Source organism: Streptosporangiales bacterium, from assembly GCA_009379825.1.
In the GTDB taxonomy this organism is placed as follows: domain Bacteria; phylum Actinomycetota; class Actinomycetes; order Streptosporangiales; family WHST01; genus WHST01.
The window spans coordinates 1-21,703 of the sequence record WHTA01000009.1; the positions used below are offsets into that span (position 1 = coordinate 1).

General features: G+C 70.9%; 25 protein-coding genes, 1 pseudogene and 1 riboswitch. Of the genes and pseudogenes, 13 read left to right on the forward strand and 13 right to left on the reverse strand.

Going from position 1 to position 21,703, the window contains the following annotated elements:
* Nucleotides 1–136: 136 nt before the first annotated feature.
* The 6 genes from GEV07_06605 to GEV07_06630 form a co-directional block, all read right to left on the reverse strand.
* On the reverse strand, nucleotides 137–1,594 hold the full coding sequence (locus tag GEV07_06605) for an ATP-binding cassette domain-containing protein (GenBank protein MQA02393.1): 1,458 nt from the start codon (nucleotides 1,592–1,594) through the stop codon (nucleotides 137–139).
* A gap of 5 nt (nucleotides 1,595–1,599) precedes the next feature.
* Nucleotides 1,600–2,190 carry a hypothetical protein gene (locus GEV07_06610; protein MQA02394.1) on the reverse strand — a complete coding sequence of 197 codons (591 nt, stop codon included), beginning with the start codon at nucleotides 2,188–2,190 and terminating at the stop codon, nucleotides 1,600–1,602.
* Nucleotides 2,191–2,280: 90 nt separating this feature from the next.
* A riboswitch (TPP riboswitch) is annotated at nucleotides 2,281–2,399 on the reverse strand.
* On the reverse strand, nucleotides 2,398–2,937 hold the full coding sequence (locus GEV07_06615; protein MQA02395.1) for a DUF1003 domain-containing protein: 540 nt from the start codon (nucleotides 2,935–2,937) through the stop codon (nucleotides 2,398–2,400). (Overlaps the previous riboswitch by 2 nt.)
* Nucleotides 2,927–4,189 carry a CBS domain-containing protein gene (locus GEV07_06620; GenBank protein MQA02396.1) on the reverse strand — a complete coding sequence of 421 codons (1,263 nt, stop codon included), beginning with the start codon at nucleotides 4,187–4,189 and terminating at the stop codon, nucleotides 2,927–2,929. Before GEV07_06620 ends, GEV07_06615 begins: the two co-directional genes overlap by 11 nt.
* A 147-nt stretch (nucleotides 4,190–4,336) precedes the next feature.
* Nucleotides 4,337–4,831, reverse strand: coding sequence for a hypothetical protein (locus tag GEV07_06625; protein MQA02397.1), 495 nt, complete (start codon nucleotides 4,829–4,831; stop codon nucleotides 4,337–4,339).
* A gap of 22 nt (nucleotides 4,832–4,853) precedes the next feature.
* Nucleotides 4,854–6,389, reverse strand: a complete 1,536-nt coding sequence (locus GEV07_06630) for a protein kinase (GenBank protein MQA02398.1) — start codon at nucleotides 6,387–6,389, stop codon at nucleotides 4,854–4,856.
* A gap of 91 nt (nucleotides 6,390–6,480) precedes the next feature.
* On the opposite strand from GEV07_06630, the gene GEV07_06635 reads away from it, so the two are divergent.
* The gene (locus GEV07_06635; GenBank protein ID MQA02399.1) at nucleotides 6,481–7,032 is read left to right on the forward strand and encodes a sigma-70 family RNA polymerase sigma factor; all 552 of its coding nucleotides are present in this window, start codon (nucleotides 6,481–6,483) and stop codon (nucleotides 7,030–7,032) included.
* On the opposite strand, the gene GEV07_06640 is transcribed toward GEV07_06635, so the two are convergent.
* Nucleotides 7,029–7,436 carry an NUDIX domain-containing protein gene (locus GEV07_06640; GenBank protein ID MQA02400.1) on the reverse strand — a complete coding sequence of 136 codons (408 nt, stop codon included), beginning with the start codon at nucleotides 7,434–7,436 and terminating at the stop codon, nucleotides 7,029–7,031. The genes GEV07_06635 and GEV07_06640 overlap by 4 nt on opposite strands.
* 57 nt (nucleotides 7,437–7,493) lie before the next feature.
* Here GEV07_06640 and GEV07_06645 point away from each other — a divergent pair, with 57 nt between their 5' ends.
* The 5 genes from GEV07_06645 (at nucleotide 7,494) to GEV07_06665 (ending at nucleotide 10,318) form a co-directional block, all read left to right on the forward strand.
* Nucleotides 7,494–8,117 (forward strand): hypothetical protein, encoded by a 624-nt coding sequence (locus GEV07_06645; GenBank protein MQA02401.1) that lies wholly within the window; start codon nucleotides 7,494–7,496, stop codon nucleotides 8,115–8,117.
* A gap of 40 nt (nucleotides 8,118–8,157) precedes the next feature.
* The gene (locus GEV07_06650) at nucleotides 8,158–9,018 is read left to right on the forward strand and encodes a PHP domain-containing protein (protein ID MQA02402.1); all 861 of its coding nucleotides are present in this window, start codon (nucleotides 8,158–8,160) and stop codon (nucleotides 9,016–9,018) included.
* Nucleotides 9,019–9,028: 10 nt separating this feature from the next.
* The gene (locus GEV07_06655) at nucleotides 9,029–9,409 is read left to right on the forward strand and encodes a VOC family protein (GenBank protein ID MQA02403.1); all 381 of its coding nucleotides are present in this window, start codon (nucleotides 9,029–9,031) and stop codon (nucleotides 9,407–9,409) included.
* An 85-nt stretch (nucleotides 9,410–9,494) separates the two neighbouring features.
* Nucleotides 9,495–10,028, forward strand: coding sequence for a DUF3995 domain-containing protein (locus tag GEV07_06660; protein ID MQA02404.1), 534 nt, complete (start codon nucleotides 9,495–9,497; stop codon nucleotides 10,026–10,028).
* Between the two features lie 5 nt (nucleotides 10,029–10,033).
* Nucleotides 10,034–10,318, forward strand: a complete 285-nt coding sequence (locus tag GEV07_06665; GenBank protein ID MQA02405.1) for a DUF167 domain-containing protein — start codon at nucleotides 10,034–10,036, stop codon at nucleotides 10,316–10,318.
* Here the strand turns inward: GEV07_06665 and GEV07_06670 are convergent.
* The gene (locus GEV07_06670; GenBank protein MQA02406.1) at nucleotides 10,315–10,548 is read right to left on the reverse strand and encodes a hypothetical protein; all 234 of its coding nucleotides are present in this window, start codon (nucleotides 10,546–10,548) and stop codon (nucleotides 10,315–10,317) included. The two genes, GEV07_06665 and GEV07_06670, sit on opposite strands and share 4 nt — an antisense overlap.
* A gap of 106 nt (nucleotides 10,549–10,654) precedes the next feature.
* On the opposite strand from GEV07_06670, the gene GEV07_06675 reads away from it, so the two are divergent.
* Nucleotides 10,655–11,095: a cupin domain-containing protein gene (locus GEV07_06675; GenBank protein MQA02407.1), complete on the forward strand. Its 441-nt coding sequence runs from the start codon at nucleotides 10,655–10,657 to the stop codon at nucleotides 11,093–11,095.
* Nucleotides 11,096–11,135: 40 nt separating this feature from the next.
* Nucleotides 11,136–11,732, forward strand: coding sequence for an AAA family ATPase (locus GEV07_06680; protein ID MQA02408.1), 597 nt, complete (start codon nucleotides 11,136–11,138; stop codon nucleotides 11,730–11,732).
* Here the strand turns inward: GEV07_06680 and GEV07_06685 are convergent.
* On the reverse strand, nucleotides 11,729–12,271 hold the full coding sequence (locus GEV07_06685; GenBank protein MQA02409.1) for an MOSC domain-containing protein: 543 nt from the start codon (nucleotides 12,269–12,271) through the stop codon (nucleotides 11,729–11,731). The genes GEV07_06680 and GEV07_06685 overlap by 4 nt on opposite strands.
* Nucleotides 12,272–12,604: 333 nt before the next feature.
* On the opposite strand from GEV07_06685, the gene GEV07_06690 reads away from it, so the two are divergent.
* Both GEV07_06690 and GEV07_06695 read left to right on the forward strand, forming a co-directional pair.
* Entirely contained in the window at nucleotides 12,605–13,810 is a 1,206-nt protein-coding gene (locus GEV07_06690; protein MQA02410.1) for a hypothetical protein, read from the forward strand.
* Between the two features lie 87 nt (nucleotides 13,811–13,897).
* Nucleotides 13,898–15,109, forward strand: a complete 1,212-nt coding sequence (locus GEV07_06695; protein ID MQA02411.1) for a hypothetical protein — start codon at nucleotides 13,898–13,900, stop codon at nucleotides 15,107–15,109.
* On the opposite strand, the gene GEV07_06700 is transcribed toward GEV07_06695, so the two are convergent.
* From GEV07_06700 to GEV07_06715, 4 genes are all read right to left on the reverse strand, one after another.
* Nucleotides 15,106–16,563, reverse strand: a complete 1,458-nt coding sequence (locus tag GEV07_06700; protein ID MQA02412.1) for a catalase — start codon at nucleotides 16,561–16,563, stop codon at nucleotides 15,106–15,108. The genes GEV07_06695 and GEV07_06700 overlap by 4 nt on opposite strands.
* Before the next feature lie 83 nt (nucleotides 16,564–16,646).
* A complete protein-coding gene (locus tag GEV07_06705) occupies nucleotides 16,647–16,874 on the reverse strand; it encodes a hypothetical protein (GenBank protein MQA02413.1) in 228 nt (75 codons plus the stop codon).
* A 116-nt stretch (nucleotides 16,875–16,990) separates the two neighbouring features.
* Nucleotides 16,991–18,853 (reverse strand): sodium:solute symporter family protein, encoded by a 1,863-nt coding sequence (locus GEV07_06710; GenBank protein ID MQA02414.1) that lies wholly within the window; start codon nucleotides 18,851–18,853, stop codon nucleotides 16,991–16,993.
* A 46-nt stretch (nucleotides 18,854–18,899) separates the two neighbouring features.
* Nucleotides 18,900–19,127 carry a hypothetical protein gene (locus GEV07_06715; protein MQA02415.1) on the reverse strand — a complete coding sequence of 76 codons (228 nt, stop codon included), beginning with the start codon at nucleotides 19,125–19,127 and terminating at the stop codon, nucleotides 18,900–18,902.
* Between the two features lie 268 nt (nucleotides 19,128–19,395).
* On the opposite strand from GEV07_06715, the gene GEV07_06720 reads away from it, so the two are divergent.
* From GEV07_06720 to GEV07_06730, 3 genes and pseudogenes are all read left to right on the forward strand, one after another.
* Nucleotides 19,396–20,709 (forward strand): DUF2252 domain-containing protein, encoded by a 1,314-nt coding sequence (locus GEV07_06720; protein ID MQA02416.1) that lies wholly within the window; start codon nucleotides 19,396–19,398, stop codon nucleotides 20,707–20,709.
* A gap of 43 nt (nucleotides 20,710–20,752) precedes the next feature.
* Nucleotides 20,753–21,295: pseudogene (locus tag GEV07_06725) on the forward strand (M48 family metalloprotease).
* Between the two features lie 40 nt (nucleotides 21,296–21,335).
* Nucleotides 21,336–21,695: a M48 family metalloprotease gene (locus GEV07_06730; GenBank protein MQA02417.1), complete on the forward strand. Its 360-nt coding sequence runs from the start codon at nucleotides 21,336–21,338 to the stop codon at nucleotides 21,693–21,695.
* The last annotated feature ends 8 nt before the right edge of the window (nucleotides 21,696–21,703 follow it).

The window sequence follows — 21,703 nt, forward strand, 5'->3', positions numbered from 1 at the left end:
GCGCGGGAGGGCGACGGGGTGCACCGTCATGAGGAGGCCTCCCGCGTGAGCATCGCAGCGAGCATGGTGACGGTGCGCCGCGAGGTTGCCGGATGTGAGCGAGGAGCGGAGCGCGGGAGGGCGACGGGGTGCACCGTCATGCCGCGCGCCCCTTGCCGGCGGGGACGGCGTCCGGGGTGACGATCCGGCCGCCGGCCATGTGCACGGTTCGGTCGGCGAGGGCGGTGGCGAACGCCGGGTCGTGGGTTACCGCGAGGATGCCTACGCCGTCCGCACGGACGCCGGCGAGGAGGTCGACGAGCTCGCGCCAGGTGCGCAGGTCCTGCCCGAACGTCGGCTCGTCGAGCACCAGCGCGCCCGGGCGCGACGCGAGCGCGGTCGCCACCGAGAGGCGGCGTTTCTCGCCGCCGGACAGCGTGTACGGGTTCGCGTCGGCCAGGTCGGCCAGCCGCAGCCGGTGCAGCAGCTCGTCGACCCGTTCCGTGCTCCCGGTACCGGTACGCCGCCGACGGCGCGGGCCAAGCGCCAGCTCGTCGCGCACCCGGTCGGTGAGGAACTGGTGCTCGGGCTGCTGGAACACCGAACCCACCCGGCCGGCCAGCTCCGCCGCCGGCAGCTGGATCAGCCGCCGGCCGCTGTCGTCGAGCGCGGCCCCGGCGGCCGGCCTGAGCAGCCCGGCCAGCATGAGGGCCACCGTGGACTTGCCCGACCCGTTCACGCCGAGCACCGCGACCGCCTCGTGCGCGTGCACCGACAGCGAGACGTCGGCGACGGCGGCCGTGCCGGCGCCGGGGTAGCGGAAGGCCAGCTCTTCGCCGCGCAGCAGCGCGGGGCCCGCCGGCACGGCCGAGCGCCGGTCGTCCGGCGCGAACCCCGGCACCCACACGCCCTGGTCGACCAACGTGTCGCGGTGCGCGACGAGCACCTCGTGCGGGCTGCCGTCCAGCGCGACCCCGCCGCCCGCCTCGAGCACGACTACCCGGTCGACCAGCGGCAGCCACTCCTCGATCCGGTGCTCGACGAGCACCATGGTGCTGTCCGCCGCGGCCGACACCGTGCCACGCAGCCTGGCCGCGGCCGGCGGGTCGAGGTTCGCCGTCGGCTCGTCGAGCAGCAGCAGCTGCGGCCGCCTGGACAGCGCCCCGGCCAGCGCCAGCCGCTGCTTCTCGCCGCCGGAGAGCCGGTCGGTGCCGTGCTCACGCGGATACCCGAGGCCGACGGCGGCGAGCGACTCGTCCACCCGCGGCCAGATCTCGCCCGGCGGCACCTCCAGGTTCTCCAGCCCGAACGCGACGTCGTCGCCGATGCGGCCCATCACGATCTGGGTGTCCGGGTCCTGGAAGACCATGCCGACCCGGTCGCGGGCGGCGGCGCTCGCGACGCCGTCGACCCACACGTGGCCTTCGCCGGTGCCGCTGCCGTCCGCGGACAGCAGGCCGGCCGCGGCGAGCAGCACCGTGCTCTTGCCGGCGCCGGACGGGCCGAGCAGCAGGACGTGCTCGCCGTGCCCGATGGTCAGGTCGAGGCCGCGGACCGCCCACTCCCTGCGGCCCGCGTACCGCCAACCGAATCCGCGGAACTCGAGTGCCGGCATGGCGCCTACACGTTGACTTGTTCGCGGCCCGCGCTGAACGGGCCGAGCACGCCCGTCCGCGCGAGCGCACGCACCAGCCCGACCGTGACCAGCGTGCCGATCACCAGGCTGCTGGCCGCGACGGTGCCGCCGTACGCGAGCTGCCAGCCGGTCGCCCACATCGGGTAGTAGACGACGACGTCCGCGACCGCAGGGAACAGCGCGGCGGCGACGGCCGCGAGCGCGACCACCCAGGTACGCCAGACGCGGTAGCGGAACGCCAGGTAGACCAGCTCCGCGAGCAGGCCCTGGCACAGGCCCCAGACGAGGATCAGCCCGCCGTTCCACGGCCCGCCAGGGATGGTGGAGACGAACGCGGCGACCAGCTCGGTGAACAGCGCCGCGCCCGGTTTGCGGATGAGGTACCCGCCGAGCACCCCGGGCAGCAACCACATGCCGTAGATGACGGCCTGCGCGGGCGGGAAGAAGGCGAACGCCGGACCGGTGACGCTCCACAGTGCGTTCCAGCCGACGAAGACGACGCCGAAGGCGACGGCGACCACCGCGGCCACCACGATGTCTACGGTGCGCCAGCGGTGCGGTGACTGCTCGTTCATGCATGCCCCTCTCGGACGAGGGACAGGGGTCGGTGTCTCCCCGTCGCACGCCGGCGGCGTCGGCGTACACCGACGACACAGGCGAGAACGAGAAAACCCGAAACGACTCCCTACACCGGAATGACCCGGATCAGGTTCGGAGGGTCTGCGGTCCCAGCGGACTCCACACTCTCAGCGCGCCTCACGGCGGCGCTCCCCTGTCGTTCTTCACTTGTCGTGTGAAGGGTAGCTCGAACCGGCGGTCTCCGTCTCCCGGTGCCGCTCGCGGTCGAGCTCCTCGAGCAGGCTCTTCAGCTCGGCGCGGACGAAGTCCCTGGTGGCGACCTCGCCGACGGCGATGCGTAGCGCCGCGATCTCCCGCGTCAGGTATTCGGTGTCAGCAAGGTTACGCTCCGTCGTGGTGCGGTCCTGCTCGTACTGCACCCGGTCGCGGTCCGCCTGCCGGTTCTGCGCGAGCAGGATCAGCGGTGCCGCGTAGGACGCCTGCAGCGACAGCGCCAGCGTCAGGAAGATGAACGGGTAGGTGTCGAACCGCAGCGCGCCGGGCATCACCAGGTTCCAGCCCAGCCAGATGGCGATGACAACGGTCATGTAGCCGATGAAGCGCCACGACCCGAGGAACCGCGCGACCCCGTCCGCCAGGTTGCCGAGGTGCTCGGGGTCGACGGCCAGCCTGGGCACACTGCGGCGGTACCTACGCGGCTGGTCGATACGGCTGGTGCGTTGCGCCAGTCGGTCACGCGCCATGGGCGGGCTCCTGCTCTACGTGCTGGTCGCGCCAGTCAGCGGGGAGCATGTGGTCGACCACGTCGTCGACGGTGACCGCGCCGAGCAGGTGGTCGTGCTCGTCGATGACCGGCGCCGCGGTCAGGTTGTACATGGCGAAGTAGCTGGCCACCTCGACCAGCGGCGTCTCCGGCCGCAGCGGGGTCAGGTCGCTGTCCATCACACCGGACACCAGGTCGGCCGGCGGCTCGCGCAGCAGCCGCTGGAAGTAGACCAGGCCCAGGTACTTGCCGCTCGGCGTGTCCGTCGGCGGGCGGCAGACGTAGACCTGGGAGCCGAGCGCGGGAGAGAGGTCGGGGTTCCTGATCCGCGCCAGCGCCTCCGCCACGGTCGCGTCCGGCGCGAGGATCACCGGGTCGGGCGTCATCATGCCGCCTGCGGAGTCGTCCGCGTAGCTGAGCAGCCGCCGTACGGGCGCGGCCTCCTCCGGCTGCATGAGCAGCAGCAGCTGCTCGCGCCGCTGCTCGGGCACGGCGTGCAGCAGGTCGGCGGCGTCGTCGGACTCCATCGCCTCGATCACGTCGGCCGCGCGTTCCGGGTCGAGCCGGTCGACGAGCTCCACCTGGTCCTCGGTGGAGAGCTCCTCGACGACGTCCGCGAGCCGGTCGTCGGTGAGCGCCGTGGCCACCTCGGCGCGCCGTTTCGGCGGCAGGTCGTGCAGTACGTGGGCGAGGTCGGCCGGGCGCAGCTCGTCGAACGTGGCGAGCAGGTTCTCCGCACCCTGCTCGGCGTCGCGTACGCCGAACCCGGTGACGGCATCCCAGTCGACCACGCTGGTCTCGCCGCGCCGCCAGCGCTTGCTCGGGCGCCGGACGGCGACCTTCGCGATCACCCAGTCGCGGGTGCGGGTGCGTTCCATGGCCAGGTCGAGCACGGTCACCGTCGCGCCCCCGGCCGCGGGCCAGCTGACCTTGCGGTCGAGCAGCTCGCCGAGTACGAGCGTCTCCGTGGAGCGCTGCTGGAACCTGCGCATGCTCAGCATGCCGGTGAAGATCACCGCATCGCTCTCGATGTTCGTGACCCTGGTGAGGGGGAGGAACACCAGCCGGCGCGGCTGCATCTCCACGACCAGCCCGGGTACGCGCGGCGGCCGGTTGCCGCTGCGTTGCACGGCGACGGCGTCGCGCACCTTGCCGACCTGGTCGCCGGTGGGGTCGAACACCGGCACCCCGGCCAGCCGGGCCAGGTACACGCGCGTCGGCGGGCCGCTCATGCCGCGACCGCCTCCTCCCGAGCCTGCCGTCCGGGTGCTGTGGGTGTCGCGGCCCCTGCCTCCGGCTCGCTCGTCGAGCTCCTTCGCGGGCAGCTCATGGCACGAGGTTACCGGCCGGCAGCGCGCATTTCCGGCACCTCGGTGGTGCTACTGCTTGCGGCGACGGCCGAGCATGCCGGGCAGCCGGCCCACCGTGGTGGCCGTTGTCGGCGGCGGGGGAGCGGCGCCGGAGTCCCTCGGGGTGTCGCCCGGCTGCTCGAGGACGTCGCCGGTGGGGATCAGCCGGACGATCGCCGACTCCCGTGCCCAGCGGTCCGCGGCCGTGGCGGTGTCCGGCAGGTTGAGCCGGCCGGCGACGAGGACCGGCACCACGTCGTTCCAGTCGTTCGAGCCGGGCGCGAGCCGCTCGCACCTGGCCAGCCAGGAGACCAGCCGGCTCCTGTTGTCCTTGCTCGGCACGGTGACCGCCACCTGGGTGAGCTCGAGCAGGCCGGGCAGTGGCTGTTCCAGGCCGCCGGTCACGACGTAGGCGGCGCCGTCGTGCCACACGTGCCACGCGGGCCGGTCGCCCGCGTCGGGCAGTGCCAGCCAGATCAGCCCGGCCTTCTTGGTCGCCTCCTCGACGAGGTGACTCCAGTTCATGGCAGGTCGCTCCCATCCACCCTCAGGGCAGTTTGGCCTGTTCGATGTCGATGCTGTTGAGCACGGTGTCGAACTCGGCCGGGTCACCGGTGAGGAAGACGTACGCGCCGTACTTCTTGTCGGTCCCGGTCAGTGCCGCCACGCCGTACCTGTGGTTCTTGCCGCACGACGCCGGGTACGTCCACACCTCACCGGCCTGGAACTCGCCGTTGGGCGGGAACATGTCCTCGAGCGCGTCGTCGCAGTTCTCGGTCGGTGCGTCGGGGAACGGCGAGAACTGCAGCAGCTCGCTCGGGTCCTCGTTGCCGAAGCCGCGCGACGCCACGATGGTGATGCCGACGTCGGTGAGCGCCGTACGACCGCTCTCCAGCTTGGTGGCCGAGCTGCCGCTGAGGCCGTAGTCGTACGACTCCTCGAGGATCTGGCTGCGGTCGTCCTTGTCCCACCCGCGCGGGATGTCCGCGCTCACCGCGCCGTCCTTGGACGTGATGGTCACCGGCGCCAGCTGCCAGTAGAGCAGGCCGGCGACCGCGGCGAGGACGACGGCGCAGCCGGCGGCGAGCGCGATGAACAGGGGCCGCCGCGCCCCGGCGCGCCGGCCACCGGTGTACGTCGGGTGCGGCGTCGGCGACAGCGGCCCCGCGGTCGCCGGCTGCCCGCCACCCATGACGGTGGGCGGCGCGAAGCCCGGCTGTACGTAACCGGGCGGCGGTGCCTGGCTCTGCGGCGGCTGGCTCGCGGTCGGTTGCGGGACGTTGGGCAGCGCGGTGAGCACCTCGCCGAGGCCGTCGGCGAACGACCGTGCGTCCGGCCAGCGTGCCTGCCGGTCCCTGGCGATCGCGCGCATCACGACCGCGTCGACCGCCGGCGGCAGGTCCGGCCGCACCTGGCTCGGCGGCACGACCGCCGAGCCCTGCAGCGCCGATTCCGGCTTGCGGCCGGTCAGCAGCTGGTAGGTGAGCGCGCCCAGCGAGTAGACGTCAGAGCGCTGGTCCAGGCCGCCACCGACGGTCGCCTGCTCCGGCGACATGTACCCAGGGGTGCCGGCGGCCACGGTGAACCCGGACGCGTGCGCGAACTCTTTCGCCAGCCCCAGGTCGGCGATGACCAACCGATCCCCGCTCCGGCCGCTGCGCACCAGCACGTTGGACGGCTTGATGTCGCGGTGGATCACGCCGACGTCGTGCAGCACGGCCACGCCGTGAGCGGCCTCCACCGCGTAGTGGAGCGCCTGTCCGACGGGCAGCTGGCCGGCCGCGAGCACGTCGGCGAGGGTCCCGCGGTCGGCGTAGCTCATCACGAAGTACGGCCGGCCGTCCTCCAACCTGCCGATGTCGTAGACGCGCACGACGCCGTCGGCGTCGGCGCGCCGCAGGATCCGCGCCTCCTCGAGGAACCGTTCCTGGATGTCGGTGCGTTCGAGCCAGTTCTCCGCCAGGATCTTGACCGCGACGTCCCCAAGCAGCTCCGTGTCGTAGGCGAGCCAGACGGTGGCGAAGCCGCCAGATCCGATCCGGTGCCGGATCTGGTACCTGCCAATCTGCTGAGGGGTGGACATCAGCCCTTGTCTGTCGTGTCGGCAACGCTTCGTAGTCGGCGTGGCCGGCCGCCTGTACGGTGTGAGGGCACACCTCGACTGACGGAGCCACGTGGACGGTCACGACGATATCGAAGCGCTCGCCAGGCGCGCCGCAGCCGGTGACGCGTCGGCGCTCAACTCCTTGCTGCAGGCGATCCAATCGGACGTGATGCGCAGGTGCTCCCGGTTCCTGCCGTTCCAGCAGGACGCCGAGGAAGCCTGTCAGGACACGTTGCTGAAGGTCGCCCAGAACATCACCAGGTTCGAGGGCCGCTCGAAGTTCACCACCTGGCTGTACACGGTGACGGCGAACTGTTCCCGCCAGACATACCGCTCGCTGAAGCGGCGTGCCGCCGAGCAGATGAGCGAGCTGCCCGCAGAGAACCCCGACCCGCGGCGGACGAGTGTCGTCGCCGGCTCCCGGGTGGACCTGCTCGAGGCGTTGGACAAGCTGGAGGGCCAGCGTGCCGACCTGGTGGAGCCGATGGTGCTGCGCGACATCGTGCAGATGGACTACAACGAGATCGCCGGCCAGCTCGGTATCCCGCTTGGCACGGTGAAGTCGCGTATCCACGACGCGCGCGTCTTCGTCCGGGAGCAGCTCACCGACAGCTCGGTCTAGGTCGGTTCACCGAGTACCCGCCAGTCGCGCAGCGTCTGGAGCAGCTGCTCGGTGAGGTCGAGGTCGGCCACCTCGGCGAACGGCACCCACGCGACGTCGTCGGCGTCGTCCCCGGCACGCAGCCGGCCACCGGTCGGCGTGCACGCGTAGTCGTAGATCTCGTAAGTGGTGCCGTCCAGACCGGCGCGTTCCACGGTGCCGACGAGTGCGCCGACGGCCACCTGCAGACCGGTCTCCTCGGCGAGCTCGCGGGCCAGCGCTTCCGCGTCGGTCTCGCCGGGTTCGACCCGGCCCCCCGGCAGTGACCACAGCCCGGCGCCCGGCGGCCGGCCGCGGCGGACCAGCAGCAGCCGGTCGGTGTCGGTGACCACGCCGCCCACGCATCGAACCCGCATCGCCGTCATCCTCGCACGGTCGCCGCACTACTTGACGAAAGCAGGACGACGCGACACCGTCTTTGCATGCACCGGGCGCCGACCTGCCCGCACGGCCCGCACCAGATCCATCCGCCGGGCCCATGGTCGAGCGCCTGGACGTGTCCCGAGCACGGGCACGTGCACCCGTTGCAGCCGCCGGGCCCGCCGAAGGAGGCGACCCTCGCCGCGGTCGTCGCGGCCGCCCGCGTGCCGGTGTGGCTGCCCCGCCCGATGCCGACCGCGTGGCTGCTCGCCGGCGCTACGTACGCCGGCGACGAACGGACCGGCGGCCGCGCGACGGTCGTGGCGTGCTCCGGGCCGAACCCGCTCGGTGGGCCGGCCGACCTGTTGCTGGTGGCCGAGGAGCCAGGGGTCGGGTTGGGTGCGCGGTACGCCGGGCTGTCCACGGTCGACCCGGGCGGCGACGTCGGCCTGCGGTCGACGGACGCCCAGGTGCGCGCGAACGGGCACGACGCGCCGCTGTGGTGCGTACGTGGCGACGAGGGACGTGCGGTGTACGTCGGTGAGGCGGCCGGCCTGTGGCTGTGGGTCGTGCTCGAACCGGAGGGGGCGGGCACGCTGCTCGCGGAGAACCTGATGCTGGTGGATCTGCGCACTGCACCGACGGGGGCACTCGGCTTCGGCGCGCTTTCGCCTATGTTGGCCTAGGCCCCTTCCCGCACCAGTCGCCGTCCCTGAACGAGGTTCGATGGCCAGGATCGATCTGCATGCCCACAGCACGGCGTCCGACGGCGGTGACACGCCGGCGGAGCTCGTCCGGGCCGCCGCGCGCGCCGGTCTGGACGTCGTCGCGTTGACCGACCACGACACGGTGGCCGGCTACCAGGAGGCCGGTGCCGCGTTGCCACCCGGCCTGATGCTGGTGCCCGGCGCGGAGATCTCCTGCGCGTGGCAGGGCACGAGCGTCCACCTCCTCGGCTATCTGTTCGACCCGGCGGAGCCCGAGTTCGCCGCCGAAAGGGACCGGATCAGGTCCGACCGGGTTCGGCGCGCCGAGCGGATGGTGGAACTGCTCGGCGAGCTGGGTGCCCCGGTGCGCTGGGAGCGGGTGGCCGAGCTCGCCGCCGGTGGCTCGGTTGGCCGGCCGCACGTGGCGGCGGCCATGGTGGAGGCCGGCGTCGTGCCCGACCTGCCGGCCGCGTTCACCACGGAGTGGATCGGCGCAACCGGCCGCGCGTACGTACGCAAGTACGCGCTCGACCCGGTGCGCGCCGTGCAGCTGGTGCGGGCCGCGGGCGGGGTGGCGGTGCTCGCCCACCCGCAGCCGGAGGAGCGCGAGTACCGGCTGCCGGACGCGCTGATCGCGGAGCTTGCCGCGGGCGGCTTGACCGGCGTCGAGGTGGATCACCCAGACCACAGCGCCGACACCCGTGCGCACCTGCGTGGTCTCGCGCGCGAGCTCGGGCTCGCGGTCACCGGCTCGAGCGACTACCATGGCGACGTCAAGACCACCCGCCTCGGCGAGAACCTGACGGCGGTCGCCGAGTATGAGCGGCTGCTCGCAGCCGCGACCGGCGCGCGGCCGGTCGAGGCGTCGCGGACCGCGTAGGGTGCACCGCATGGCACGCGTCACTGGCATAGGTGGTTTCTTCTTCCGGGCCCGCGAACCCGAGGAGCTCGTCCGTTGGTACGCGACCCACCTCGGGGTGGCGCCACCGCCCAGCCACGACGGCGACCCGTACTGGTGGCAACAGGCAGGGCCGACGGTGTGGGCGCCGATGCCGGCCGACGGCGACGACATCGGCGGCAGGGACGGCTGGATGCTGAACTTCCGGGTCGACGACCTGGACGGGATGCTCGAGCACTTCGCCGAGGCTGGCATCGAGATCGAGCGCGGCGTCGAGGAGTACGAGTACGGCCGGTTCGTCTGGCTGCGCGACCCGGAGAACAACCCGCTCGAGCTGTGGGAGCCGTCGCCGCAGCGGTTGCGTGAGCCCTGACGCGGCCGGCGTCGCGGGCACATTCAGGGTCGGATGGGGGCTGCGCCCCGATACCCCGGCGGTCGCGGTGCGCGAGGCTGAGGGCATGAGAACGGTGTCGAGGACGGTGACGGACGGCGGGGACGTCCCGCTTGCCGGTCGCTCGACCACCTGGTCGGCGCACGCGGCGGCGGTGTGGTCGTTCGCGTTCGCCGCGATGAGCTTCTACTGGGCGGCCGGCGGCGAGGTGGGCAGCGGCACGTTCGGCGGCACCATCGAGTCCGTCAGGGAGAGCGGCTGGTTCGTCGCCCTCGTGTGGTTCACCGGCGCGCTCAAGGCGGCGGGCGGGTTGCTCGCCCTTGCCCTTGTACGCCCGTGGGGTGCGCGGTTCCCGCGCAAGTTGCTGCTGCTGGCCAGTACGGCGGCCGGCGGCGTGCTCGCCGGCTACGCGCTGCTGAACCTTGGCGCCCGGGCCCTCCAGGCGGTCGGCGTGCTGGCCACGCCGGCGTCCATGTACTCGGCCGCCGCGTGGTGGCACCTGCTGCTGTGGGACCCGTGGTTCCTCGCCGGCGGCGTACTGTTCCTCCTCGCCGCCTGGCACGGCCGCGGCCGTGCGGCCGTCGGGGCGGCCACGCCGTGAGCACGCTGCGGTTCCCGGTACGGGTGCAGGCCGGCGCCCGCCGCACGGCCGTGGGCGGGCAACGCGACAGCCGCTACGGCCCCGCCGTGATCGTCGCCGTGACCGCCCGCGCGGTCGAAGGCAAGGCCAACGAGGCGGTACGGCGCGCGATCGCGGCCGAGTTCGGCGTCCGTCCCGCCGCCGTCCGGCTGGTCGCCGGAGAGCGCAGCAAAGACAAGCTCGTCGAGGTCGACCCCGCGCCGCCCGCGTCGAGCAAGCGGCTCGACGAGCTGCGTACCGAGGCTGTCTAGAGTTTCGTCAGTTTCGAGCTCGGCAGCGTAATGCGGCGTACGATGCCGTGGCCGAAGTCGGCATGCACTGCGGCCTGCCCTTCGACGTTGACCACCTTGCCGAGACCGAAGCGGTCATGGGTGACGCGATCGTCGATCGCGAAGGCCTCCCCGGGACCTACGTCGACCTGAGGAGTGTTGAACGGGCTTCCTGCGAGAACGCGCCGGGTGCCGGCGTATGAAGTGTTCATCAAGGTTCAGTATGCGCCTTGCTGACTAGGCGTGTCAGCACCAGGTGGTCAGCTGTTATCTGGGCGTAGCCGACGGCCGGAGCCGGACACGGCCTACGCTGAGCCGATGGCACAGCAGAACACTCGCCCCCGGTTCGCGGAGCTGCTGGAGCTCCAGCCGCACCCGGAGGGCGGCTGGTTCAGGGAGACCTGGCGGTCCCCGGTGACCGTGGAGCCCTCCGGCTACCAGGGCACCCGGGCGTCGGCAACGGCCATTTACTTCGCGCTGGGGCCCGGCGAGGAGTCCCGCTGGCACCAGGTGCGGTCCGCCGAGCTGTGGATGTGGCACGGCGGCGGTGACCTGCGGCTGCTGCTCGGCGGCAGCGGGTCGGAGCCGTCGACCGAGGTGGCGGAGCTGGTGGTCGGCCCGGTCGAGACCGGTGGGCAGCCGCAGGCGCTCGTGCCCGCCGGGGTCTGGCAGGCGGCCCGGCCGGCCGCCGACGCCGAGGTGCTCGTCTCGTGTGTGGTGTCGCCCGGCTTCGATTTCGCCGATTTCCGGATGCTCTGACCGTGGTACTCGCGGCGGTCGACACGCTACCGTCGAACCCATGATCGTCGTTACGGCTGCACTCAAGGGCGGAGTAGGCAAGACCACGACGTCCGTCTACCTGGCTGCACTGGCCTCGAGCCGGCGAGTGGCGACCCTGGTCGACGCCGACCCGCAAGCAAGCGCCGCGGAGTGGGTCGAGCAGGCGGTGGACGAACGGCTGGAGAAGGTCGAGGTCGTCGAGGCGCCGACCGACCGCCTTCTCACCAAGGCGTTGGGACGTGTCGACGTGGACGGGGTCGCCGTCGTCGACACGCCGCCTGGCAACGAACGGCTGCTGGCCAAGGCGCTCGAACGTGCGGACGTGGTCATCCTGCCGACCAGGGTCGGCGCGGTAGAGACGCCGCGAGTGGAGGCCGTGCTCGGCATGGTCCCCGAAGGCACCCCGGTCGGGCTGGTCATCTGCTCCGCGCGCACGTTCACCCGCAGCTACCAGGACGCCCTCGCCGAGTGGTCGGAAGCCGGCGTGTCGGTCTGGGGCACCGTGCCAGAACGGGTGGCGATCAGCGCCGGCCCCGCGGCGGGCCTGTGGGCGGACGGCCTGGACGCCTACCGCAAGGTGTGGCGCCGCGCCCAGGCGGCAGCGCGCCGCAGCTAGACGCGTTCCAGCGGGTGGTGCGGTGGTGGCGGCAGCGTGACCTGCACCGGGTCGCCGGCGCGTACCTCGCCGTCGGCGAGTACGACGCTCATGATGCCGGCCTTGCGGATGACGGTGCCGTCGGCGGCGCGGCCCAGCACGGCCTTCATCAGACCGTGCTGGTAGTCGTCGAGCTGTGTGCACGGGTTGCGCAGGCCGGTGATCTCGACCGTCGCGGTCGCGCCGAGCTGCAGCCGGGTGCCGGTGGGTAGCCCGAGCAGGTCGATGCCCCTGGTCGTCACGTTCTCACCCATGGTGCCGGCCGCCACGTGGAAGCCGAGGGCGACCAGCTCGTCGTGCAGCTCGCCGTGGATCAGGTGCACCTGCCGCAGGTTGGGCTGGCTGGGGTCCCTGGCCACCCTTGACCGGTGTTTTACGGTCGCGCCGTGATGCGCGTCGCCGACCACCCCGAGCCCGGCGCGCAGCTCGATGCTCGGCTGGTTGGTCTTGCTGAAGGTATGCCCGCCACTACGGCTGACCGCCGTCACCGTGCCGTACAAAGCTGTGCTCCTCGTCACGTTATGCGTCCGGTACGTTGTTCACGGTAGTCAGCCGGTGAGCAGGGCACACGCCGGTTTCCGCAGGAGGGCGGTGGGTGTCCGAGTTGTGACGCACCCGGCGAAGCGGACACGTCAGGTCAAGGGAGTTTCAAAACAAGGTAGCGTGGCGGTGGACGGCTGGCGTGCCAGCCTTGTACGGTCCTCGGGCGACCGACGCAGTACTGGCCGCCGGTTGCAGAAGCTTACGGCGCTGCTGTTCTTACCCGCTGACCTTCGTCGGTGTGATGGCGACTACAGTCGGGCGCCGAGGTCGAGGAGAGAGATTGGGCGGCGGTGCAAGACCTGACCTTGGACGACGGCACTCGACTCTTGCACGTCGGTCCACATAAAACGGGCACAACCACCGTACAGGGCGCATTCAACCTGGCGCGCGAACGGCTTGCGGAACTGGGCGTCTACTACCCGCCGGGCCGACAGCCGGTACGGGCGGCGCAGGCGATCACCGGTGGCACCGCGCCGCTGGGCGAGGACAAGCCGCAGACGAAGCACTGGAACACGCTGGTGCGCCGGGTGAACGCCGCCGCCGCGGAGAAGCGCATCGTGGTCAGCAGCGAGTTCTTCGCGGACGGCGACGACGACGCCGCGCGCCGCGTGGTGGAGGCGCTGAGCGGCGACGACCCGCTGCATGTCGTGGTGACGTTGCGGCCGTTGACGAAGATCGTCAGCTCGCAGTGGCAGCAGTACGTGCAGAGCGGCCTCCGGATGGGTTACGCGGACTGGCTGCACCAGATGTTCGAGGTGCCGCCGTACAACAGCCCGACACCGTCGTTCTGGCGGCGCCACACGCACGACCAGCTGGTCGAGCGCTGGGCGGCGGCCGTCGGCACGGAGAACCTCACCGTCGTGGTCGCCGACGAGTCCGACCCGATGATGCTGGTGCGTACGTTCGAGTCGCTGCTCGGCTTGCCCGAGCAGACGCTGGTCCCCGAGCGGGCGCGGACCAACCGGTCGCTGACCGCGGGCGAGGTCGAGCTGGTGCGCATGCTCAACGTGCAGTTCCGGGCGAGCGGCTGGCCGGAGGACCTGTACGCCAAGTTCCTGCGCTACGGCGCGATCATGAAGATGAAGGCGGAGCACGCGCCGGGGCCGGACGAGGCCAAGGTGGTGACCCCCCGGTGGGCGCTGGAGCGCGCGGCCGCCGTGGGAGGTGCGGCCGCCGCGAAGATCGCGAACTCCGGCGTGCGCATCGTCGGCGACCTCGACTCGCTGGGGGCGGTGCCGCCGGACCGCGGGGAGGACGCCACCGACCAGGGCAACGTGGTGGCGACCGCGTCGGCGGCGCAGGCTGTGCTCGGCGCGATCGGTGCGAGCGACGCGTTCGAGGAAGACGTCCAGGAGGAGGTCGCCGCCGCCCAGCTCCCGCTGCTCGAGCGGCCGGTGCGCGAGACCGATGCGAAGAGCCTGGTGCAGGTGCTGCTCAGCCGGGCGCGCCGGCGGATGCGCCGCGGCGTACGCAGGAGCCTGCGGATCAAGCGGTAAACCTCGGTGGCGCCCAGGGCGTCTGCCCGTTGTGCCCCGTTGACCTCCGTGCAGGCCGAGCCGGGGTGATCGCGGCGTCGTGACATGATGCCTTGCACGAACGTGAGGAGGCGGTTGGACGTGCGGGATCTGGTCCTTGCCCCTGGTGAGCGGCTGGTACACATCGGTCCGCACAAGACGGGGACGACCACACTCCAGGGCGCATTCCACCAGTCGCGCGAGCAGCTGCTCGCGCACGGTGTGGTCTACGCGGGCGAGTCCAGGCAGGCGATGCGTCCGGCGCTGGCGGTGAGCGGCCGGAAGGGCCTGACGCTGCGCCAACCCGAGCTGTCCGAGTGGACCGAGTTCGCCGCCGACATCGCCGCCGCCGGCGACAAGCGCGTCGCCGTCAGCAGCGAGTTCTTCGCCGACGCCGACGACGACGCGATCCGGCGGGTGGTCGAAGACCTGGGCGGCTCCCGCGTGCAGATCGTCGTGACTCTCCGGCCACTGACGAAGATCGTCGCGTCGCAGTGGCAGCAGTACGTCCAGAGCGGCCTGCGGATGCGCTACGACCAGTGGCTGAACCGGATGTTTAAGAAGCCGCCGTACCGCTCGCCGACGCCGAGCTTCTGGCGCCGGCACCGCCACGACCGGTTGGTCGAGCGGTGGGCGGCCGCCGCCGGCATCGACAATGTCACCGTGGTCGTGCCGGACGAGTCCGACCTGATGATGCTCACCCGCACCTTCGAGAGCATGCTCGCGCTGCCCGCCGGGGTGCTGGCGCCGGAGAGTGAGCGCACCAACCGGTCGCTCACCGCCGGCGAGATCGAGCTGGTGCGCCAGCTCAACCAGGAGTTCCGGCTGCGGGAGTGGCCGGAGGGGATCTACACCAGGTTCCTCCGGATGGGTGTCGTGCAGGAGATGAAGGCGGCACACCAGCCGTCGCCGAAGGAACCGCGGATCGTGACGCCGGGCTGGGCCATCGAGCAGGCGGCGGGCATCGGCGCCGAGATGGCCGAGAAGATCAAGGCGTTCGGGGTGCAGATCGTCGGCGACATCGACACACTCGGCGTCCGGCCGGCCGGCCTCGAGGACCTGCCGGCGAAGTCCGGCCGGGTGAACTCGGTGTCCGTCGCGTCCGCGGTGCAGGCCGCCCTCGGCGCGATCGTCGCCAGCGGTGCCACCGACCCCGCCGAGCCGGAGAACGTCGAACACCGCGAGATCCGCGAAGCCGACGCGAAGACGCTGGCCCAGGTCCTGGTCCGGCGGGCCCGCAGGCGGGCACGCCGAACCATCCGCCGCCGCATCGCCCGCTAGACGTTGTTCTTGACCGCTTGCTCGATCCGTTGACCGACGTCCTGGTCGATACTTCGCCAGTACTCGAATGCCCGCTGCAGGACCGGTTCGGACACGCCGTCGCTTAGATGTCCGGCGACGTTGGACACCAGCCTGCTGCGTGCCGCGTCGTCCATCACCTCGCGGACCATGGTGCCCGGTTGCCCGAAGTCGTCGTCGTCGCGGCGCAGCGTGTACGCCTTGTGCACCATCTCCCCGCTGGTGTGCCAGCCCGCGGACTCGCCGAACCGCGCCGTGTCCGCCTTCGGCCCGCCCTTGGAGTTCGGGGCGTAGACGGGATCCGACACGTTGTGGATCCGCATCGCGCCGTCCTTGCTGTAGCTGTGCACCGGCACGTTCGGGCTGTTGACGGGGATCTGCTTGTAGTTCGCCCCTAGGCGTGCGCGGTGCGCGTCCGCGTACGAGAACAGCCGGGCCAACAGCATCTTGTCCGGGCTCGGTCCGATGCCGGGCACCAGGTTGTTCGGCTCGAACGCCGCCTGCTCGATCTCCGTGTGGTAGTCGGTCGGGTTGCGGTCCAGGGTCAGCGTGCCCACCCGCACCAGCGGGTAGTCGCTGTGCGGCCACACCTTCGTCAGGTCGAACGGGTTGAACCGGTAGTCGGCCGCCTCGGCGAACGGCATGATCTGCATGTAGAGCGTCCAGCTGGGGAAGTCGCCGCGGTCGATCGACCGGTACAGGTCGCGGGTGTGGTAGTCGCCGTCCGTGCCCGCCATCCGGTCGGCCTCGTCCTGGGTGAGGAAGTCGATGCCCTGGTCGGTCTTGAAGTGGTACTTCACCCAGAACTTCGCGCCCGCGGCGTTGACCCACATGTACGTGTGGCTGGAGTAGCCGTTCATGTTCCGCCACGTCTTCGGGATGCCGCGGTCGCCCATCAGCCAGGTGACCTGGTGCGCCGACTCGGGCGACAGCGTCCAGAAGTCCCACTGCATGTCGTTGTCGCGCAGGTTCGTGTCGGCACGCCGCTTCTGCGAACGGATGAAGTGCTGGAACTTCATCGGGTCGCGGACGAAGAACACCGGCGTGTTGTTGCCAACCATGTCGTAGTTGCCGTCGCGGGTGTAGAACTTCACGGCGAAGCCCCGCGGGTCGCGCCAGGTGTCCGGGCTGCCGCGCTCGCCGGCGACGGACGAGAACCGCAGCAGCACCTCGGTCTCGGTGCCCGGCTGGAAGACCGCGGCCCTCGTGTACGCACTGACGTCGTCGGTGACGACGAACCTGCCGAAGGCACCGCCGCCCTTGGCGTGCGGCTGGCGCTCCGGGATGCGCTCCCGGTTGAACATCGCCATCTGCTCGATGAGGTAGTTGTCCTGCAGCAGGATCGGCCCGTCCGGGCCTACGGTGAGCGAGTGCTCGTCGCTCTCGACCGGGATACCGGCGTCCGTCGTCGTCGGCCTGGGTTCGGTGTCCGTCATGGCCGTTCCCCCTCTGTGTCGATATGTACCGGTATACCTCCATGACACAGCTGGTTTCTGTAATCGGTCAAGCAAACGGGTGGTCAGGCTCCGGGTAACTGGGAGCCGGCGATGTTGGCCCAGATCTGGGTGAGCATCCCCAGGTAGGTCAGCAACGCGGCGAGTGCTGCCGTGATCACCACGGCGAGGCCGCGCGGCAGACCGCGGCCGCGCGGCTCGTCGTCACCACCGCCGGACGTCCCGTCGGGCGGCACGGGTGCCCGCACCTCGCGGTCGGTTCGCGTGGGTGCCGGTTCGGTCATGGTTGGCATACGGATCCCACCTCTGGGTCACAGCACGGTGGCCAGGATGACGACCCATGCGGCGACGAGCACCAGCGCCAGGATGAGCAGCCTGTCCTCGCGCGCCATGGCGCCACCTCCGTTCTCTAGTCTCCCTCGCCGCCCGGCGTACCGCTGCCCGCGCCGGCGGGCTCGCGCCTGCCGACCTCGGCGACGACGGGGTTGAGCTCCCGGTTCACGCGCTCGATCTGCGGGCTGGTCGCACGCGAGAGCCCGGCCTTGAACGCCAGTGCCCAGATCATGACGAAGCCGAGCATCCAGAAGACGATCTGGTACGACCACACCGGTGGCAGGCCGGCGAAGCTGACGAAGTAGTTGCCGATCACCACACCGGGGCCGATGGCGAAGATGAACCACAGCGGGGTGACGACCCACAGCGCGCGTCGCCACTTGCGTTGCGTCGGCGTCGGTACGTCCACGGTGCGCAGCCAGCTGCCCATCTCCGCGCGGATGGTGAGTGCGTCCGGGCGCACCCGCTGCTCACGCCTCTTCGTCAGCAGGGTGACCACGATCGCCGTGCCGAAGCCGACGATGCCGCCCCAGCCCGCGCTGTGCAGGTTGAGCGGGTAGACCAGCCCGAAGAACGGCACGAACGTGACGAGCACAGCCACGATGCCGAGCGCCAGGCCGAGTGCGACCGCCGGGGCGGTGAACCTGCGTACGAACAGCACGTCGACCAGTGGCACGTACAGCAGGAACCCGAACGCCGTCGCCAGGCCACCGAGCAGGACGAGCGCCGCCGTGTTGGTGAACGCCACGACCATCGCCACCGTCACGATGATCAGCACGAGCAGTCGGCCCACCCAGATCTGCTCAGCGTGCCCGGCCTCCGGCCGCAGGTACCGCACGTAGATGTCCCGCATGAGCATGGCGCCGCCGGTGCCCATGTACGCGGCGCCGGTCGACTGCATGGCGGCCAGCGCGCCGATCAGGACGATGCCCGCGATCGGGCCGCCGGCGAGGTTGGAGATGATCGACGGCACGACGCCCGAGTCGCTCTCGAAGTCGACCACGCCGTCCTGGAGCAGCAGCCGGCCACCGAGCCCCTGGATCGCCGTGAAGAAGAACAACGCGAAGCCGATGAACAGCGTGGACGCGAACACCTGCTGCCAGGGGAACGGTCGCGGATCCTTGTTCGCGAAGGTCCACATGTGGAACGCTGGTGAGGCCATGATCCCCATCAGCGACATCATGTAGGTCAGCTGGAACACACCCGTCCACTTGGCGGTGCCCATGTGCGACGGGTCCCATGCCCCCGGCACTTCGAGGAACCTCGGCGCGAGCCCTTCGACCCGGCCGGAGAAGGCGTCCCAGCCGCCGAAGTGGTTCAACACGACGGCACCGATGATCACGATGCCCACCCACAGCAGCCCGGCCTGGATCGCGTCCACCCATGCGGTGCTGCGCAGGCCGCCTGCCGCCACGTAGAAGTACACGATGAAGGCGAGGAACAGGCTGCCGATCACGACCGGGACCCCGGTGGTGATGTTGAAGATCTGCCCGGCCGCCACCAGCTGCACCGCCGTGTAGAACGAGCTGAACAGGAACGCGATCAGCACGATCAGCAGCCGGATGACCTCACCCCAGCCCCGGGTGGCGCCGTAGTAGTACGAGTAGAGGTCGCCGGGCGTGACGAACTGGTAGCGCCGGCCGAGCATCCACAGTCGCTTCGCGAAGAAGGTCGCGGTGATCGGGATGGTCAGCACGTAGAACGACGCGAACGCGTACGCCAGGCCGTCGAACGCGATCAGGCCGGGGTGGCCGATGTACGTCCAGCCGCTGAACGACGTGGCCGTCGCGGCGAGGAGGAACAGCCACATCGGCAAGCCTCTGTCGGCGATCGACCACCTCGACGACGTGCGCGCCCAGAAGAACCCCTTGATCCCCCAGAAGATGCAGTAGGCCCAGTAGAGGCCCGCGAAGAGCCATACCCACCCTGCGGTCGTCATGGCCAACACTTCCTCGGTGCGTGTTGGTTGCTGCGGGGGTAGCCGCTCATCTCGAGTGACCACCCATCCGGCGTCTGCACTCGCTCGCCATCCGGGACGCCCGGACGGCGAGCACAGTGAACGCGAGGCCCCCACCGAGCCCTCCGACGAGGAGCAGCGTCTCGACGGGGAACGCCGCCGAGAAGCTGCCACGGGTGAGGAGCAGTACCCCCATCAGAAGCGCGGCGCCGAAGCCCAGCGCACCCATCAGGCTGAGCCGCGTGGACGCGCGCACAGCCTCTTCGTACGCCTGTTCCAGATCGCTTCGGCGCGATGACATCGTCCGGCCCTCTTCCGGAATCCGCACGGTCTTGAGTGAGCGAATATCAGGAATCGAGAGGGAGTGTCGAGGCACTCGGGCGAGAAATGCGCCGAGCGGTTGATTCTGTGCGGTTACCGGTCGCGATAACTCAAGGTCAAACGACCGCAGTCTTGATTCTACCGGGCCGGTCTGGTCGGCTGGTGGAGCCCGGGAAGCCGAGATGTGGATGGGCTGGTGTGGCATGGGAGACGGCGAGCGGACCGACGAGATCGTCGACTGCCTCGAGGATGCGTTCGGCACCCTGATGGAACGTGACCCGAGGGCGTTCAGGCACCGGTTCCGGCGGATGGCCGGCGATCCGTTCTCGTTCTACCGCGGCGCCGCCTGCCTGTTCTACCAGGACGTCGTGGGGTTGGCGGACCCGTGGGTGGACGAGCAGACCGCACGGGTCTGGATCCACGGTGACCTGCACGCCGAGAACTTCGGTACCTATCTCGACGGGCGCGGAGTTCTCGTCTTCGACGTGAACGACTTCGACGAGGCGTACCTCGGCCACTTCACCTGGGACCTGATGCGGTGCGCGGCCAGCATCGCGTTGCTCGGCTGGAGCAAGGCGTTCCCCGACGAGACGATCAGGGAGCACATCGGCCGGTACGTCCACGGTTACCTCGACCAGGTCGCGTACTACGTGGCCGCCGAGGACGACCGGGCCTGGGCGCTGCGCCTCGACAGCGCCACCGGGCCGGTGCTGCACACACTGCACGCCGCGCGACACGCCAGCCGGATCGGCCTGCTCGAGCGCGAGTCGGTGGTCATGGACTTCGAGCGCGAGTTCCGGCACTCCGCGCACGTCCGCGAGCTCGACGACGCCGAGCGCGCCCGGGTGCTGGCCGCGTACGACAAGTACCTGGAGACCATCCCGGTGGACAAGCGGCTGGACAGCGAGGTCGCGTATCAGGTGAAGGACGTCGTCGGCCGGTCCGGTGTCGGCATCGGCAGCGCCGGCCTCGCGACGTACAGCGTGCTCATCGAGGGCCGGAGCCAGGCGTTCGAGAACGACGTCATCCTGTCGATGAAGGAGGGCAACGTAGCCGCCCCGAGCCGGGTGGTGCGCGACGAGCGGCTCGCCGACGCGTTCCAGCACCACGGACACCGCACGGCGTTGTCGCAGCGGGCGCTGCAGGCGTACGCCGACCCGTTCCTCGGCTGGACGGACATCGACGGCACCGGGTTGGTCGTCCGCGAGCTGTCGCCGTACGAGCAAGACCTGGCGTGGCACGAGCTGACCGAGCCGGCGGAGATCGGCCAGCTCGTCGAGGATCTCGGCCGGGCGAGCGCGAAGATGCACTGCGTGTCCGACGCGGACGCCGAGGCGATCGTAGTCGAGGCGCAGGTGGAGGACCTCGTGCATGCGCGGCTGGCGGACTCCGCTGCCGAGTTCACCGCGTGGGTCACCGACTTCGCGCTGCCGTACGCCGACCGCACCCGCGACGACCACCGTCGCTTCGTGGACGCGTTCCGCGCGGGCGCCTTCCACGCGGTCGCGGCGACCTGACGCCGGCGCGCCCGGTCGGCGGGAATCCCTACAATGACCGGCCATGAGCACGGGCCCGCCACCTCCCGACGCGGCGCAGGCCGCGCGGCGGCGCAGGGGCGTCCACATCTCCACCGTGGCCACCTTGTTGCTGCGGCTGCCCGCGCTGGCGTTCAGTCTCGCCGTGCTCGCGCTGGCGGCGGCCGCGGCCAGCGGGCGGAACGAGTACGTGGTGGTCGCGGTGTGCGTGCCGTTCCTGCTCTCCGGCGCGCTCACCTTCCTCCGGCCCACCGAGGCGCTGCTGGCCAGGGTGATCTTCCGGGTGCGGCGGCCGACCGAGGACGAGGCGAGACGGCTGGACCAGGCCTGGGGGGAGGTGACCCGTGCCGCCGGCGTCGACGGGCGGAAGTACGTGCTGTGGGTCAGCGACGTGGACGCCGTGAACGCGTTCGCGACCGCCGGCCACACGGTCGCCGTCACCCGGTGGGCCCTGTGGAACCTGCCGCCGGCGCACCTGACGGCGGTGCTGGCGCACGAGCTCGGCCACCATCTGGGTGGGCACGCGTGGGCTACGCTGCTGATGTACTGGTACTCGCTGCCCGGTCGGTTCGTGATCAGGGTGACGTACTGGTGCACGGTCGTCGTCGATGGCGACCGGGCTGATCGGCCTCGCGTTCGGCCGGCCGGGACTGATCCGCCGCCCTGGCATCGTGCAGCTCCTGGTGGCCATTGGCGCCCTCGGCTACGTCGCCTACTCGCTGCACCCGGCGCTGCTTACGCTGTTCGCCGTCCCGCTGCTGGTCGCCTGGTTCCGCCGCCTCGCGGAGAGGTACGCCGACCGGGTTGCGGCGGACCTGGGGTACGGCCCGGCGCTCGCGCAGGTCTTCCAGGCCTCGCTGGCCGCCGGCGGGGGCGTGGTCCGCGGCATCAGGGGCACGCTGCCGGCCAGCCACCCGTCGCACGTCGCCAGGATCAAGGCCCTGGAGAAACGCATCCGCAGCAGCTGAACCGTCGA